The organism is Methanoculleus methanifontis (assembly GCF_030464365.1).
GTDB classification, from domain to species: domain Archaea; phylum Halobacteriota; class Methanomicrobia; order Methanomicrobiales; family Methanoculleaceae; genus Methanoculleus; species Methanoculleus methanifontis.
The window spans coordinates 78,304-94,340 of the sequence record NZ_VCYI01000005.1 but is presented as its reverse complement, the minus strand read 5'-3'; the positions used below and the strand labels follow the sequence as shown (position 1 = coordinate 94,340).

16 protein-coding genes are annotated in these 16,037 nt (G+C 62.8%); 12 read left to right on the top strand and 4 right to left on the bottom strand.

Annotated features, from left to right (window positions below; all coding sequences use genetic code 11):
* Nucleotides 1-64 precede the first annotated feature (64 nt).
* Together FGW20_RS05280 and FGW20_RS05275 are read left to right on the top strand one after the other, a co-directional pair.
* Nucleotides 65-1,198, top strand: coding sequence for a COG1361 S-layer family protein (locus FGW20_RS05280; RefSeq protein WP_301677046.1), 1,134 nt, complete (start codon nt 65-67; stop codon nt 1,196-1,198).
* Entirely contained in the window at nt 1,195-1,869 is a 675-nt protein-coding gene (locus tag FGW20_RS05275) for an ABC transporter ATP-binding protein (protein ID WP_301677045.1), read from the top strand. The genes FGW20_RS05280 and FGW20_RS05275 overlap by 4 nt, the downstream gene beginning before the upstream one ends.
* A 448-nt stretch (nt 1,870-2,317) precedes the next feature.
* Here FGW20_RS05275 and FGW20_RS05270 read toward each other — a convergent pair whose 3' ends face one another.
* Nucleotides 2,318-3,016 carry a helix-turn-helix domain-containing protein gene (locus tag FGW20_RS05270; RefSeq protein WP_301677044.1) on the bottom strand — a complete coding sequence of 233 codons (699 nt, stop codon included), beginning with the start codon at nt 3,014-3,016 and terminating at the stop codon, nt 2,318-2,320.
* A 178-nt stretch (nt 3,017-3,194) separates the two neighbouring features.
* Between FGW20_RS05270 and FGW20_RS05265 the strand changes: the two genes are divergently transcribed.
* The 10 genes from FGW20_RS05265 to FGW20_RS05220 all read left to right on the top strand — a co-directional run bounded on the left by FGW20_RS05265 (nt 3,195) and on the right by FGW20_RS05220 (nt 13,648).
* Nucleotides 3,195-4,370 (top strand): COG1361 S-layer family protein, encoded by a 1,176-nt coding sequence (locus tag FGW20_RS05265; RefSeq protein ID WP_301677043.1) that lies wholly within the window; start codon nt 3,195-3,197, stop codon nt 4,368-4,370.
* 5 nt (nt 4,371-4,375) lie between these two features.
* Nucleotides 4,376-5,044, top strand: coding sequence for an ABC transporter ATP-binding protein (locus FGW20_RS05260; protein WP_301677042.1), 669 nt, complete (start codon nt 4,376-4,378; stop codon nt 5,042-5,044).
* The gene (locus FGW20_RS05255; protein ID WP_301677041.1) at nt 5,044-6,243 is read left to right on the top strand and encodes an ABC transporter permease; all 1,200 of its coding nucleotides are present in this window, start codon (nt 5,044-5,046) and stop codon (nt 6,241-6,243) included. Before FGW20_RS05260 ends, FGW20_RS05255 begins: the two co-directional genes overlap by 1 nt.
* 12 nt (nt 6,244-6,255) lie before the next feature.
* Entirely contained in the window at nt 6,256-7,449 is a 1,194-nt protein-coding gene (locus FGW20_RS05250) for an ABC transporter permease (protein WP_301677040.1), read from the top strand.
* A gap of 310 nt (nt 7,450-7,759) precedes the next feature.
* Nucleotides 7,760-8,929 (top strand): hypothetical protein, encoded by a 1,170-nt coding sequence (locus tag FGW20_RS05245; protein WP_301677039.1) that lies wholly within the window; start codon nt 7,760-7,762, stop codon nt 8,927-8,929.
* 46 nt (nt 8,930-8,975) lie between these two features.
* Nucleotides 8,976-9,941, top strand: coding sequence for a phosphatase PAP2 family protein (locus tag FGW20_RS05240; protein WP_301677038.1), 966 nt, complete (start codon nt 8,976-8,978; stop codon nt 9,939-9,941).
* A 36-nt stretch (nt 9,942-9,977) separates the two neighbouring features.
* On the top strand, nt 9,978-10,589 hold the full coding sequence (locus tag FGW20_RS05235) for a hypothetical protein (protein ID WP_301677037.1): 612 nt from the start codon (nt 9,978-9,980) through the stop codon (nt 10,587-10,589).
* A 47-nt stretch (nt 10,590-10,636) separates the two neighbouring features.
* Entirely contained in the window at nt 10,637-11,095 is a 459-nt protein-coding gene (locus FGW20_RS05230) for an NfeD family protein (protein WP_301677036.1), read from the top strand.
* Between the two features lies 1 nt (nt 11,096).
* Nucleotides 11,097-12,188 carry an SPFH domain-containing protein gene (locus tag FGW20_RS05225; RefSeq protein ID WP_301677035.1) on the top strand — a complete coding sequence of 364 codons (1,092 nt, stop codon included), beginning with the start codon at nt 11,097-11,099 and terminating at the stop codon, nt 12,186-12,188.
* Between the two features lie 194 nt (nt 12,189-12,382).
* Complete coding sequence (locus FGW20_RS05220; RefSeq protein ID WP_301677034.1) at nt 12,383-13,648, top strand: ABC transporter substrate-binding protein; 1,266 nt, start codon at nt 12,383-12,385, stop codon at nt 13,646-13,648.
* A gap of 47 nt (nt 13,649-13,695) precedes the next feature.
* Here the strand turns inward: FGW20_RS05220 and FGW20_RS05215 are convergent, their stop codons facing one another.
* From FGW20_RS05215 to rnhB, 3 genes are all read right to left on the bottom strand, one after another.
* Nucleotides 13,696-13,938: a hypothetical protein gene (locus FGW20_RS05215; protein WP_301677033.1), complete on the bottom strand. Its 243-nt coding sequence runs from the start codon at nt 13,936-13,938 to the stop codon at nt 13,696-13,698.
* 86 nt (nt 13,939-14,024) lie between these two features.
* Complete coding sequence (locus FGW20_RS05210; RefSeq protein ID WP_301677032.1) at nt 14,025-15,356, bottom strand: site-2 protease family protein; 1,332 nt, start codon at nt 15,354-15,356, stop codon at nt 14,025-14,027.
* A 40-nt stretch (nt 15,357-15,396) separates the two neighbouring features.
* On the bottom strand, nt 15,397-16,026 hold the full coding sequence (gene rnhB, locus FGW20_RS05205) for a ribonuclease HII (protein WP_301677031.1): 630 nt from the start codon (nt 16,024-16,026) through the stop codon (nt 15,397-15,399).
* Between the last annotated feature and the right edge of the window lie 11 nt (nt 16,027-16,037).

Below are 16,037 nucleotides of genomic sequence, written 5' to 3'. Positions count from 1 at the left end.
TTTTATGCTGGCCTCCGGGTGGTGCGGGGGTAACGTTGAAGTAGGGCTCTCTCCATTCTCTCGCATGGAATCCGGTCATCCTCTCCCCGTCCTGTTCGTCCTGGTATGCCTCCTCGTCTCTCCGGCCGTGGGAGCCCCGGGAGACGTGACGGTGACGTCCGTTGCCATCGAGCCGGAAGTCCTGATGCCGGGCGATGCGGGCTTCGTCACGATCACCGTGCAGAATACAGGCCCGTACACTCTCCCGCTCGGCGGTGCTCGCCTCTACGGTGACGGCGTCGTCCCGACGGACGAGCCCTATCCCTCGGTCGGAGATGTCGGGGCCGGTCTCAACCGGACGTTCACTTTCGCCGTTCGGGCGGACGCTCCCAGCGGGACGTATTACCCGCGGTTCTCTCTCGATCTCCGGGAGAACGGAACCCTCAGCCACCCGGTTCCTGTCCGGGTCGACGGCACCCCGCTTGAGGCGTCGGTCTTCGAGAGGCCGGATGCCTTCTCCACGTCACGGACGGCCGCCGTCGCCGTCCTGGTGGGCAACCCGCGGCCGAACACCGCTTACGGTGTCCAGGTGATCCCCGAGGGCGCGGATTTCCCCGTCACGCCGGGTAGCGCGTTCATCGGCGCCCTCGAACCCGATGCGTCCGGGATGGTCGCCTTCAACCTGACCCCGACCACAGAGACGAACGTCACGTTTCAGGTGGTCTGGCGCAACGGGATCAACACCCATACCACCGATCTCGTGCTGCCGGTCACGTTCGCCGAGGACAAGCGGCAGGCTGACCCCGTCATCACCAACGTCGAAGTCGCCGTGGAGGGCGAGAACTACCGGGCGACGGGTGACGTCATGAACGCAGGGCTCGAGCCCGCCCGTTCGGTCACCATATCTCCGGCCGCACCCGCGGCGCCCATCGATCCCTTCCGGGTCTACGTCGTTGGAACGCTCGATCCCGACGACATCTCGACGTTCGAGGTTACGTTCAGGACCGACGGAACTGTGGAGGAGATCCCGCTCGTCATCGAGTACCGGGACGACGACGGCAACCCCTACTCCGTCGAGCGGCCGATCTCGCTCGAGAACCGCACCGCAGAAGAAGGCCCAGATGCCGGGCTACCCGCTCCGGCCGTTGTCGCCGTAGTGCTGGTCGTCGTCGCCGCCGGCCTCGCGGCCCTCTGGTATGTCCGGAGGCGGCGGCGGTGAGCGGCGAACCGATCCTCCGGTTCGAGGAGGTCAGCAAGATCTATTCCCTTCCGGCAGGCGACGTCGTGGCGCTCGACCGCGTCACGCTTACCGTCGATCCGGGCGAGTTCATCGCCGTGATGGGCCCTTCGGGCTCCGGGAAGTCGACACTCCTGAATATGATGGGCTGTCTCGACGTCCCTACAGCCGGGAGGATCTATCTCTCCGGGCAGGATATATCGGGACTCGGTGATGACGACCTCACCCGGCTCCGGCGCGACCGCATCGGTTTCGTCTTCCAGCAGTTCAACCTGATCCCGCTGCTCTCTGCGGTCGAGAACGTCGAGTTTCCCCTCATCCTCACTACCGACCGGGAGGAGAGCCGGCACCGGGCGTTCGAGGTCATGCGGGCGATGAACCTCAACGACACTCTCTTTACCCACAGGCCGGGCGAGCTCTCGGGCGGCGAGCAGCAGCGCGTCGCCATCGCCCGTGCGCTCGTGAACGACCCCGACATCCTCCTCTGCGACGAACCGACCGGGAACCTGGACACGAAGACCGGCACGGCGATTATGGAAATTCTCGCCGGGGAGAACCGCGAAGGAAAGACGATCGTCATGGTCACTCACGACCCCAACATCGCCGCATACGCCCGCCGCACGATCCGGATCGTCGACGGGAGGGTGGTCTGACTTCTCCAACCTGCACGAGGGTGGTTCGGGTGATGTTTCTTTCGCAGGGCCCGTTGCCGGTGAGACCCGTATATGTATGGGGAAATCTTGAATCGCCGGACTCATCAATACTGATCGGCGAGTGAGAGTCCACCTCTCCTCGCAAGACCGTTCACGGGAGCAGCCGCCCTGCCGGGGTCAAGCGTGTACGGCGAACCGATCCCGCGCTGAGGTGGTCGGAACGCCGGGCCAGGCGGGGCATATCCGCCATTGAGGAGGCTGCTCAGGTGAGAACCGATGAGAGCAGAACGCAAGAACGATACCACCTAGACTTGATGCTTTGGATGGATCATCCCTCCGAAAACCGGTGATCTGCCATCTACATGTATTGCGGCGGCAACGGCAGCGACCCCGGGCGTGGCTGAGCCGCCGCCCGAACCGGTTTTTTCTGCATGCCTGAAGCAATCCGTCAGTAGCCGGTAAGAAGCGTGGAGATGAGCCGCGCCTCTGCCTTTCGCAGGTGCTCTATCGCGGTGGCTTTGCTGATGCCCAGTTTTTCTGCCAGTTGCTGGCTGTTGATCTTTCGGGGATACATGTAGTAACCGTACCTGTTCGCCGCGATCAACAGGTCTCTCTGCCGGGGCGTGAGCTGCGAAAGGAGGTGGTTTTCGGAGAAAGTGGCCTCCTCGAAGATAACGTTTCGGACCTCGCCGTAGGTGGACATAAGACGGAGAACTTTGTTCAGGTTCTCGGCGTCGCCGATGCAGGTGTAGGCGATTACGTTGTGGGGCTTGTACGTGGAGGAGGTCCAGATAACATCCAGGGCGAACTCGTGCATTTTCTGCCGCAGAAACCCGTCCTGGACAACATACCACACAAAACAGGTGTGGGTCCGACCCTTGGTCTTGAGCACCTCGATGGATCCGAGAATTTCCGAGAATTCGATGTCGTCGATGGTGTATCCCTCTTTCATCGTTATATCGGCGACCACCACCTTCTCGCCCCGCTCAAGGTCTACTTTGAGCATCTCAACGGGTTTTATGGATTCGATCCCGTCCATGAACCGCTCCATCGCCTGGATGAGATCCCGGGTGCCGGTAGCGGGTGCATCCATCAGCAGCCCCTTCAGCATATCCTTCAGGCAGACCTCGATGATCATCTTGCGCATACGTTGCGTGGGGCGCCCCTCGTTATAAATCCCGTTCATGTACGGGAGAATACTAAATTTCCGGTCTATCCGTACCCATTAGTATGAAAGACATACGAGAACCGGCTGCTTCAGGGGGGAGCCACCCGGTGCGGAATCCGAATGACTATAACAGACAGATGATGACGAAGGGAGTGAAATGATGGTCGGCAAACGCCTGTCGGCTGAAGGCAGGAAGGGGCACCCCGGCCTGGTGGTCCTCCTGGGGCTGCTTGCTCTGCTCTGCAGTCTTGTGCCTGTGGCCAGCGCCGCCCCTGCGGACGTCACCGTGGTCTCCTCGTCGCTCGATCCCCCGGTCCTGATGAAAGGGGACACCGGGACACTGACGGTGGTGATCCAGAACACCGGTGCCGATACCGTGGCGATCCGGAGCGCCCGGCTCTACGGCAGCGGGGTCGTGCCGTTGAGCGACCCCTACCCCTCGGTCGGGGAGCTCGGCGCCGGGAACAGCAAGACGTTCACCTTCACCGTCCGGGCGGACGGGGGCGAGGGGACGTTCTACCCCCAGTTCGTGCTCGACTTCCGGGACGCCGGCAGCCTGCGCTATCCGGTTCCGGTCCAGGTCGAGAACACCCCGCTCAGCGCGTCGGTGATCGAGAAGCCGGACGCCTTCTCCGCGTCGCGGACGGCCGACATCACCGTCCGGGTCGGTAACCCGCGACCGAACGCCGCGTCCGGCGTCCAGGTCGTCCCGCAGGGGAGCGGGTTTGCCGTAACCCCGACCGGGGGGTTCATCGGCACCCTTGCCCCTGATGCGTCCGGGATGGTCACCTTTAACCTGACCCCGGCCGCGGAGACGGACGTCACGTTCCAGGTGGTCTGGCGCAACGGGATCAACACCCACACCGCCGACCTGATGCTGCCGGTCGCGTTCGGCGAGGACAAGCGGCAGGCCGACCCTGTCATCACCAACGTCGAGGTCACGCCGATCGCCGGCGGCTACCGGATCGTGGGCGACGTCACGAACGCCGGCCTCGAATCCGCCCGGTCGGTGCTGATCACCCCCGGCGCGCCCGCGACGCCCACCGACCCCTTCCGGGTCTACGTTGTCGGGACACTCGACCCCGACGACATTTCGTCGTTTGAGGTTACGTTCCGCTCCGGTGCCGGTGTGGCGGAGATCCCGGTCGTCGTCGAGTACCGGGACGACGACGGCAACCGCTACACCGCGACGACGATGGTCGGGCTCGGTAACGCAGCCGCCCCGCTCGACGAGCGGGAAGACGGCGGGTTCCCGGTCACCGGGATCATTGTCGTGGTGCTGGTCGCGCTCGGGGTCGGCGGGGCAATCTATTACTTCTGGAAGCGGACGTAACGACGATGGCAGTCATCAGTTTCGAGAACGTGACGAAGGTCTACCCCCTCCCGGCGGGCGACGTCGTGGCGCTGGACGGTGTCGATATCGCCATCGAGGAGGGGGAGTTCGTCCTGATCATGGGCCCCTCGGGGTCGGGGAAGTCGACGCTCTTAAACATCATGGGGTCTCTCGACGTCCCGACCTCGGGCGAGGTCACCATCGCCGAAAAGAGGATCGGCGGGATGGACGATGACGACCTGACCCTGCTGCGGCGGGATCACATCGGGTTCATCTTCCAGCAGTTCAACCTGATCCCGCTCCTCTCGATCGTCGAGAATGTCGAGTATCCCCTGATCCTGAAGGGCCGGCAGAACGGCACCCGGGAACGGGCGGAAGAAGTCCTCCGGGCGGTCGGGATCGAGAAGACCCACTTCACCCATAAGCCGGGCGAGCTCTCCGGTGGCCAGCAGCAGCGCGTGGCGATCGCGAGAGCGCTCGTGAACGACCCTGATTTCCTCCTCTGTGACGAACCGACCGGAAACCTGGACTCGAAGACCGGCACCGCGATCATGACCCTCCTCGAGCGGATGAACCGCGAGGAGGGCAAGACCGTCGTCATGGTGACCCATGACCCACGTATGACCGAATACGCCGACCGCACGATCCGCCTCGTCGACGGGAAGGTGGCGTAGTGTTCTTCTCGTTCGCGGCAAGGAACCTGCGGCGGCACTGGGCACGCTCGGCGCTCTCGATCATCGGGATCGTCATCGGTGTCGTCGCCATCGCTTCGATGGGCGTCATGGGCAACAGCATGAACCTCCTCGTCGCGAACATCATCACCGACGTCGGGGATACCGTCGTGGTCACGCCGCACACCGCGATCGGCGGAACCTTCGCCGGAGACCCGAGGACCGTCGTGGACGCTGCCATCCCCGCCCGCGAGGTCGAAGAGATCCGGCGCGCGGCAAACCCGCACCGGGCGATCCCGGTGCTCCAGGGGGCGGACGAGGTTGAGTTCGGCCGCGGCGAGAGCGGGTATGCCCAGATCATCGGGCTCGCACCGGACGATATACCCATTCTTCTGACCATCGCGGAGGGGCAACACCTCCGGCAGAACCAGGCGGGCGCGCTTGTCGGGGCCCACCTGGCCCGGGAGTACGGCATAGCCCCGGGTTCAAGGATCGCGATCGGGGGCGAGGACGTCCGGGTGGCGGGCGTGCTTGCGGAGCGGGGGATGGGGTTCGATATCAACCCGGATTATGCGATCGTCGTCCCCGACGGCTGGTACGAGAGCCATTTCGGGACGGAAGACTCCTACCCGCTGGTCATCGTCCGGGTGGGCGATGTCGATGAGATCGACACCGTAAAGGAGGCTATCGAGAGCCGGATCAACCGGCGCGAGGAGGTGGTCGACGTGTCCGACTCGCGCGAGATGCTCGGGCAGTATGAGGAGATCTACGACCAGATCACGATATTCCTCCTCGGCATCGGCGGGATTGCCCTCGTCATCGCCGCCGTCAACATCTTAAACGTCATGTACATCTCGGTGACCGAGCGTATCCGCGAGATCGGCGTCATGAGAGGCATCGGGGCGTTGCGCCGGGAGATCCTCCGGATGTTCCTCTACGAGGCCGCGATCCTCGGGGTCATCGGAAGCGTCATCGGCGGTCTTCTGAGCACCGCCTTCGGTTACCTGATCAGCGTCGTCTTTATCGAGGTCGCCACGGCCGGGACGACCTTCGGCGAGAATCTCATGCTCTTCGACCAGAGCGCGATCGGGTTCATCGTCTTCGGGATGGCGTTCGGCATCGGAACAAGTATCGCCGCCGGGTTCTATCCGGCGTGGAAAGCGTCGCAGCTCACCCCGGTCGATGCGATGAGGCAGAAATAGAGGTGGCAGGATATGATCTTTATCAATCTCGCGGTGCGTAACCTCAAGCGGCACAAAGTCCGTTCGTTTCTCGCAACGGTCGGCATCATCATCGGTGTCGTCGCCATCGCCTCCCTCGGTATCATGGGCAGCAGTTTCTCGACGCTCGTCGGGGGTATGGTCTCGGACGTGAGCGACACCGTGCTCGTCACTCCTCACCGCGCAGCATCGAGCGGCGACCCGTTTGATCCCAGAAACACCCTTGCGGCAAGCATCTCCACGAAGAACGTGGGACTGATAGAGAGGGCCGCGGGAGAGCACCGCGTCGTCCCAATGATCCTTGCATCGGATCGGCTGCAGGTACGGGATACGAGTGGTTATGCGACGATATACGCCATGCCCGCAGCCGATATACCCTTCCTGCTCGAATGGGAGGCAGGCCTCTATCCGCAGGGGAGGTCTTCGGGGGTGATGGTGGGTTCGCTCCTTGCCGATGAACTTAACCTACACCCCGGGAGTCGCATCGAGATCGGGGGCGAGAGCGTCCGTGTCGTGGGGATCGCGGCGGAGCGGGGGATGGGCATCGATATCAATCCTGATTACGCCGTCATCGTCACGGAGGACTGGTACACGGAGCGGCACGGTGACCAGGACTACAGCCAGGTCATCGTGAAGGTCAGCGATCTCTCCGCAATCGAGGATGTTAAGGCCTCCATCGACCAGCAGATCAACCGCAGGAGAGAGGTCGTGGACGTCCTGGACTCACGCGAAATCCTGGAGATCTACTACGAGACTCTCGACGCCATGAACATCTTTCTCCTCGGTATCGGCGGGGTATCGCTCCTCGTCGCGAGCGTGAGCATCTTGAACGTCATGATCATATCGGTCACGGAGCGGACGGCGGAGATCGGGCTGGTGCGGAGCATCGGGGCGCGGAAACGGGAGATTTTGCGGATGTTCCTCTACGAGAGCCTGATCCTCGGGATCCTGGGGAGCATCATCGGCGGCACCATCAGTGCGGTGGTCGCCTACTATGCCTCTGCCTCCATAAGCGTTCTCTTCGCCGACTTCGCCGTCTCCGGAGAGGCCGGGATTCCTGTCTCCGTGGTGATCGGGTATGTCGCCTTCGCAATGGCGTTCGGCATCGGAACAAGTGTCATCGCCGGGTTCTACCCCTCGTGGAAGGCGGCACAGTTGAACCCCATCGAGGCGCTCCGCTACGAGTGACGGGGTCACCGGGGACGGGAAGCCACGGCGTTCAGTTCGTATGGGGTTGCCCACGTCGTGCCGGCAATGCCGCTCGACGAAGCGATCAAGACGGTCTGATTCGGGCGCTGCACGGCATCGAAACTCTCCTCTTTTTCCCTCCCCGGTCGCCCTCCCTGGTTTTGAGACCATGCGTAATTTCATAGTCCTGGAGACCGGAAACTCTATGAGCACTCATAGAATGATAGACTTCCCTGTCAGGAAGTGCTCTGACCCCTATCCGGTCCACAATACGATAACAATACCCGGCTGTGTGAAACGAATGTTGCAAATGATTACGTGGCTCGACAAAAACTTCAGCTCGCTCCAGCCGACGCGGGCGATCATCATGAGAGCGCTGCGCCACCTGCGCCCCGCGGATCGAAAAAAGCTCTTCTCAGAGGATATCCCTGAGATGCGAACCGCTGAAGGGCGGTGGTTCGAGGCGATCGTCTACGAGATGATCCTTGATCTCTCTCTGCAGACCGACCTCATCCTCTCCGTCGTGGCCCGGGGTGCCGACGGGCCCGCCAAAGTCCGGCGTGCGCAACTCGGTCAGAACGGGCTCTTCTACTCAAACATCGGGGATATCAAGGTCCGGGGGAACGGCCAGGATCTCGCCGAGGTCGATCTTGTGCTCGTCGATCATACCGGGGCGCTGACGTTTGGAGAGATCATCACGTCTCCTGCCGACCTAAAAGAGTTCGAGGCGGAGATCCGCTACAAAAAACAACTCTTCGGCTACCTCTACGGGCAGCCTACCGTGCCGTTCCTCCTCATCTCCTCGGTCGATATCTCCCGGACGGCGGTCGTCCGCCGTCTCCTCAAGGAACCCGACAACGTTCTCCTCACCACCCCGACCTGCGAGGACTTGAAGGCCCTTATCCGGCAGCGGGACTTAAAAAGGAGTCCTACCCGCCGGATCAAGCACGAAAAACTGATATCCATCAAGGACATGCCGCCCCGCCGGCCGTTCGACTACAAGAAACTGCATGACGAGCGGCTGCAGAGCATCATCTCCACCGTCACCTCGAAGAAAGGCGTCGGGGAACTCGGCACCCCGGACGAGATCCCGCCGATCGTGAAGAAAGTCCTCTTCGGGGGACTTTACCCCTCCGCCGTCCGGATGCTCGATGCCCGGTACCCCATCCGCATCAAGGGGAAGACCTACGACCCGGATACGATCCAGAAACAGTTCTCGAAGGTTGTCCTCGCCGTGAATATCCCGGAGTACCGGCCGATCATCTACCTGCGATCCCGGAACAAGAAGGATTACCTCAAGATGGTGCCGAACAAGACGGGCGGGTTCAAGTTCGAGAGCCGAAGGACGCCCCATATGGCGGGGTTCTTCCTCTGGCTCGAGTCCGTCCAGCCGTCGATCGGCGCCGAGCTGACGCGGGAACTCCTCGACGCATTCCCCACGATTCACGTCCCGGAAGCGGTCATGAACGGAAGATCTTAATCGACCGCTTTCACGGGTTCCGGGAAGCGGTACCGGCAGGCAGCGTATGACGGATATCCAGTTCGCTCTCATCCAGGCACTCCAGACCCACGCGACGTGGCTCGAAGCGCCGATGCTCTTCTTCTCGTTCCTCGGGGAGCCTGAGTTATACCTGCTCGTCATCGCGGTCCTCTACTGGTGCTGGGACACGCGCCTCGGACTCCGTCTGGCCCTCCTTATGGGGATATCCGGCGGGCTCAACCAGGCCCTCAAGGTCGCGTTTCACCTCCCCCGCCCCTACTGGGTCAGCCCGGAGGTCAGGGCGTTCGGAAGTCACCCGTCGTTCGGGCTGCCGTCTGCGCACGCTCAGGGCTCGGCGTCGTTCTGGGGTTTGCTCGCTGCCGACGCCCGGTGGAAGTGGTTCACCGTCTTCGCCATCGGAATGGCCTTCTTCATCGGTGTATCAAGGGTTGTTCTTGGGGTTCACTTCCCGACTGATGTCCTCGCGGGCTGGGCGTTCGGCGTCGCCATCCTCCTCGGATTCCTTGCTCTCGAGAAACCGGTCGGCCGCCGGATCGCCGCCCTTCCCCTCTCAGGGCAGGTGCTTGCCGCATTTGCAGGATCGCTTGCCCTGGCACTGGCCTCGTTTGGTGCTCTTGCGGCCCTCGGGGACTGGGAGGTTCCCGCCTCCTGGGCGGCGGGGGCGCTTGAGCGTTCCGGGGAGCCGGTTCACCCGCTCGACATCCTGGACGCGATCACGGCCTCGGGGCTCTTCTTCGGGTTTGCGGCCGGTGCGGCGGCGGATCGCTATCCTGGGAGCATGTGCGCGAGAGGGAAGGGATCGGTGCGTCTGTTCCGCTACATCTTCGGGCTCGCTGTGGCCGGGGTAATCTGGTACGGGTTCGGGCTCTTCGTCCCGCAAGACGCCGTTCTCGCTGCCTATCTCTTCCAGTACCTCCGGGCCGCCGCTGCCGGTGCCTGGGTCTCGTTCGGCGCCCCGGCATTCTTTGCCCGGTACGGCCCGGGCACGTAACGCTGGGGTATATATCCTCTGCAGTGGGGATCCAGTGTGGATTCGGCGGACGGTGGTCTCACGGCGCTCGAAGGGGCCATCCTCTGCGTCGTGGCGGTCATGGTTGCCATATGTGCGGTTCACATCCTGAACGCTCCCCCCGGCCCTCCAGGGGGTCTCGTCTACACAGCCCTCGAGGAGACCGGGGAATGCCTGATGGTCTCCGGGAAAGTCTACGGCTACGCGCTTGGCGAACGGTCCGTCGACGGCGTCGCCCTCGTCTGCGACCGGCCCGACCCGTCACGCATGGGGTCGGTCTCCTGCAGCGTCCGTCTCTTCGTCGGCGATATGGGGAGCGTCGATATGGGCCGCGCCACGGTCGAGGTCGCTACCCCCGAAGGAACTGAACGCCTCGGAAGGACTACCGGAGCGCCGGTTTCACCCGGGACCTGGACGATCGTCCGGATGGGGCACACGATCCCGTTTATGCAGGCGGACGACGACACGCTCCTTGAGCCCGGGGAACAGTTCGACCTGGTCGTCTACCCCTCCCGGCCGCTTGCGCCCGGCGAGAAGTTCCATATCCGGGTCTCCCCGCCCGCCGGGGTTCCGCTCACGGTCGAACGCGCCGTGCCGCCCCGGATCACGCCGGTGATGGATCTCGGTTGAAAACATCCTTCAGCAGGCTTTTATAGCCAAAAGCCAACTCACTCTGCATGCTTGCAGAGGGGATCACTCTCGGCTGGATGCTGATCGTCCTCGGGGCGGTGCTGCTCCTGGTGGAGGTTTACCAGCCCGGGTTCTTCATCGCCGTCCCCGCGACGGTCATGATCATTCTCGGGGTTCTCCTCCTCCTCGGCGTCGACATCCTCACGTCTCCCTGGGGTCTCGTCGTCGGGGTCCTCGCTGCGATTGTGGCGGCTTCGGTCACCGTATGGCTCTACGGCCGCCTCACGCCAGGTCAGGAACCGCCGACGACCCTCTCCCGGGACTCGCTTGTCGGCCTCGAGGGGACGGTGGTCGCAGCGGTCGATGCGGAGACGCTCACGGGGAAGGTGCGGCTGGGGAGCATGGAATGGAGCGCCCGATCTGAATCGGGAGAGATCCCGGTCGGGAGAAAAGTTATTGTCGTGCGTTCCGAAGGGGTGCACGTCGTCGTGAAGGAGGTAGTTTAAGATGCTTTTTACCGGAGAATTTCCATGGACCGGGCTTATCACGGTCTTTCTTATCATCGTCATCATCATCATCTTCGCCCGTGGCGTGGTGATCGTACAGCCCTACGAACAAGGACTTCAGATCCGTCTGGGACGCTACATCGGGAGGATGAACCCCGGTTTCCGGTGGGTCGTCCCGCTGATCACGGTAGTCAGGAAACTCGACCTCCGCACAGAGGTGATGGACGTCCCGCGGCAGGAGGTGATCACGAAGGACAACTCCCCGACGAACGTCGACGCGATTGTCTATGTCCGAATTATCGATCCCGAGAAGGCCTACTTTGAGGTGATGAACTACCGATCGGCGACGGTGGCGCTGGCGCAGACGAGCCTGCGCGGGATCATCGGCGACATGGAACTCGACGAGGTCCTCTACAACCGGGACGTCATCAACGCCCGTCTCCGGGACATCCTGGACCGGGAGACCGATGCCTGGGGCGTCAAAGTCGAGCGGGTGGAGATCAAGGAGGTCGACCCGGTGGGTGCGGTCAAGCAGGCGATGACCGAGCAGACCGCGGCCGAGCGTGAGCGGCGTGCGGCGATCCTCCGTGCGGACGGCGAGAAGCGGGCGGCGATCCTCAAGGCGGAGGGGAGCCGGCAGAGTATTATCCTCGAGGCCGAGGGCGAGCGGCAGAGCAAGATCCTGCGGGCCGAGGGTGAGCGGCTGTCGCGTATCCTGCAGGCGCAGGGCGAGGCGCAGGGGCTGCGCATCCTCTCGGTCGGCGCCCGGCCGCTGGACCGGCGGGCGATCACCGTCCTCTCCCTCGACGCCTTGAAGAAGATGGCCGAGGGCCAGGCGACGAAGATCATATTCCCGTTCGAGCTCTCGAGCGTCGTGAAGCAGGCCGCGGAGTACCTCGGCGCCACGACCGAGGCACCCGAAGTTCCGGAAGGCACGGAACTCCCGCCGGAGGATATTCTCGGGGAGGTTCCGGGCAGGGACGTGGTCCGGACCGCGGAGGAGGCGGTCAAGAGCATCGATACCGACATCGGCGTGGAGATGCAGAAGAAGTCGCGGGACCTGATCAGCAAGGGAGACGAGGAGGGGCTGTAAGCCCCGTTCCTCGCCTGTTTTTGGACTCGACCGCATCCCGTCACCATCCGCGTCGGTCGGGCACGCGCTCGGCGTGAGCGGCCTTCGATGCCTGCGGGTGAAATATTTCCTGAAAGGCTATTTTCGGGTCTAATCTGCCGTGCGTCTACGCTTCAAAACGAAATGATTATTCTTTTTCTCATAAAGTAAATCCTATGAGAGAGGTTTCAGCAGCATTCGTGATTACCCTTCTTGCAGCGGTTGTCTTCGCCTGCGGGTGCACCGGCACAGAGGCCGGTCCCGGACAGCAGGGAGAGGCAGTGCAGGACATCGTTGTCGGTGCCCTCCTGCCTCTCACCGGTGATTACGCCGGGGGCGGGGAAGCGAGCCGGGTCGCCCTCGAGGTGGCGGCCGGGGACATCAACGACTACTTGGTCTCGATCGGGTCGGATCACCGTGTCGGAATAATCGTCGAGGACACAAAGGCCGATCCCGCGATCGCGCTCGCGAAACTCCAGACGCTTGAAAAGCAGGGGGCGAGAATTGTTATCAGCCCCGGCACCAGCGCCGAACTGGAGGCGATCCGGACGTATGCCGACGAGCACGGGATCCTGATTGCCAGCACCATGAGCACGGCGCCGTCGCTTGCGATTGTGGGCGACAACGTCTACCGGTTCGTGCCGCCGGACACCTACCAGGCCGACGTCATGGCGTACTACCTGAGAGAGCAGGGAGTAACGGTGATCCTGCCGGTCTGGCGCGGCGACGTCTGGGGCGACGAACTGGAGAAACTGACGACGGCGGCGTTTGTGAGAGGCGGCGGCAAGGTTCTCGACGGCGCCCGGTATACGCCGGAGCAGGAGGAGTATAGCGCGATAGCGGCGGACCTCGATGCCCGGGTGGCCGAGGCGATCGCGGTGCACGGGAAAGAGAACGTCGCCGTCTACCTGGTCAGCCTCGACGAGGCGGACAGGATCATGGAGGCGGCTCTCGCGACAGAGAACCTGCCGGAGATCCGGTGGTACGGGTGCGACGGGAACGTCCTCCTCGATGAACTGGTGACGGGCGAGCCCGCCCGCTTTGCGGAGCAGACACGGTTTACCTCCCCGGCGCTCTGGAACCAGGAGAGTGTTGCGTCGAACACGGCCACCATCCAGAAGATGCGGGAGCTCCTCGGCCGGCATCCCGACGGGTACGGCCTCGCGACCTATGATGCGCTCTGGATCGTCACCCTGGCCCGGATAGAGACCGATACCACGGATGCCGCCATGCTGAAGGCCGCACTCGAGAGAACCGCAGGGGAATCCGGCGGCCCCCTGTTCGGGCCGGCGCACCTGAACGGTGCCGGCGACCTGTCGAATGCGCACTACACCTTCTGGACGGTGGGTGCCGATGGGGACGCCTACCGGTGGGTGCCGGTCGTCCAGTACGGCATCACGTCGGCAGACGCCGCTCCGGAGCTCGAGTGGATCGGCGCCTGAGTGCCGATACCATCCCTGACTTTTTTTTTGATGCAACGAATCTGTCTTCAGCGTCTGCCGAATATAATGCTGATGAGCGATACGGCAACGTAAATGAGCGCAATGCTCATGAGAAAATTGAATCCCCCTATTAGCGGCGACGGGTCTGCAACACTGGCGGTATGGGTCGCTATGGCATCGGTGGCGTGGGTGACGATGGCCTGCAGGCTATCGGTTGTGTCGGGGGTCTGAAGAACCTCATCGGCATCAAAGTATGTTGAGGCCCGCGGTGCTCCGGGATTGGGGATCATATCATCGCCTGATGGCGATCTTCGTTCTTGAGATACTTAATGGCCCCTTCTGCGCTGCCCTGGACGGGTAGGGGGGCAAAAAAGGGTTATCCCATCGCCAGCACGAATCGCAGCGCCGCGACGATCATCGGCATCGTGATGAGGAGGATCAGCATCACCGTCACAAAGCCGCTGATCGAGGCGACGACCTTCTGTGCGTATTGAGACCAGCCCCGGCGCTCGAAGAACCGTTCCACGCCCTCCTTCATCATGTAGCCGCCGTCGAGCGGGACGATCGGTATGGCGTTGAACATCCCGACCAGCAGGTTGAACCACCCTGTCCAGAAGAGAAGGTGAACCGTGCCCCAGAAGAGGGGGAACGGTTCCTGCCAGGCCATCTGCTCGGGGGTGTCGGTGAGCAGGATCCCGAGCTGCTGTGTGTTGCCCTGGATGAAGGCGTCGATCGGGGCTATCGTCAGGTAGAGGGGTGCGAGAAGCCCGAGATCCGCAATATTCCCGATATGCTCTTTCACCGCGGGAGCGCTGTAGTAGTAGACTCCCATGAACCCCGAGTCCTGATCACCGTCGAGCACCTCCGGCCATTCGGCCAGGGTGAGTGTATAGGTATTCTCGACCCCGTCTTTCTCGGCCGTCAGCGTGACCGCCTCTCCCGGCCGTGTCCCGTCCATGAGCGCCGCGATCTCCTCCTGGTTTGCCACGGGAACGCCGTTTATGTTCGTGATGACCGAGTAGCCGGGGAGCCCCGCGTCGTCCGCCGGGTAGTCCTGGTAGACCCCCTGGACAAGCGGAACCGCAAGGGGCGTCGCCATTCCCATGAGGAGGAACATCACCACAAAGCACGCGAGGCCGATGACGATGTTGTTCGTGATCCCGGCGCCGAACATCCGGATCTTCGGCATCCCCTTCGCCGCTTCCACGTCCTCCTCTTCGGGTTCGACGAATGCTCCTATCGGGATGACGGCGATGAGGAGACCCATGCTCCGCACCCGCATATCCTCGACCCGGGCGAGGATGGCGTGGCCGAACTCGTGGATGACGATCGTGAGGAGGAGGCCGAGGAAGACGGCCGCGGTGATCGGGATCGCCTCGTTGACACCGGGTATCGCGAGGAGGTTTCTCGGGTCGTAGATCCCGGTCGGCTCCGGGGTATGCACCAGATACTGGGGAACCGCGACGAGCAGGGCGAGGGTCATGAAGGCCGAAATGACGACAACCAGCAAGACGCCAAGCGTCGCGTAGGCCCGGAGTATCGTCCCGAACTTCCGGAACCAGTCGAAGAAACCGACCCGTTCGGTCTTTATGGCGAGGATCGGGCCGAAGAACATGACGTGATCCTTAAACAGCCCCCGTTCGCGGATGTAATAGGCAATAAGAAGGTATGCCGCGACGAGGAGAAGGAGTATCTGGAGCCAGTTCATCACTCACGGTTAGAACGCGGGGGGCATAAAACCTTCCTGGTTATGAAAAATCCTGCATCGTTGTCTGGCAAAGGTTCGTGACCGTCTTCCAGCTCCGGCGGGCGCAGGCCGGCGGGCTCCCGTGTTCCCGAATGTAACTTCGGAGGAACTCGATGGTCGCCGGGTCGGATGGGTAGCCGCTCCCGATCGTTCCGTACTGCTGCTTGAGTTCCCGGATCGCCCGGTCACGGGTGACCTTCGCGACGACGCTTGCTGCACCGACGATCTTGTGCCGGGCGTCGGCGTGGTGTTCGGCGACGATCGCGCAGGGATAGTCGAGGAGCCCCGCAACCGTCCGGCCGTAGCGTTCCGCGTTCACGTCGCAGGCGTCCACATAGGCGTACTCCGGCTGGAGCCCCATGATCGCCTCGGCATGAAGCTCGGCTACGCAAGTGTTCATGCTCATCTTGCTCCGGGCATCATCGATCCCGGCGGCGTCGATGGTGACGATCGCTATTGAAAAATCGCGGAAAAGGATCTCGTAGAGCTCCTCGCGCTGTTTTGGCCGGAGCGCCTTCGAGTCCCGTATGGGAAGGGCCGCAAGGTCCTCGATCTCACAGCACCCGACGGCAGCGACGACCATCGGGCCGAGAACCGAGCCTTTCCCCGCTTCGTCAACCCCGCAGATCACACAAGCTGGTT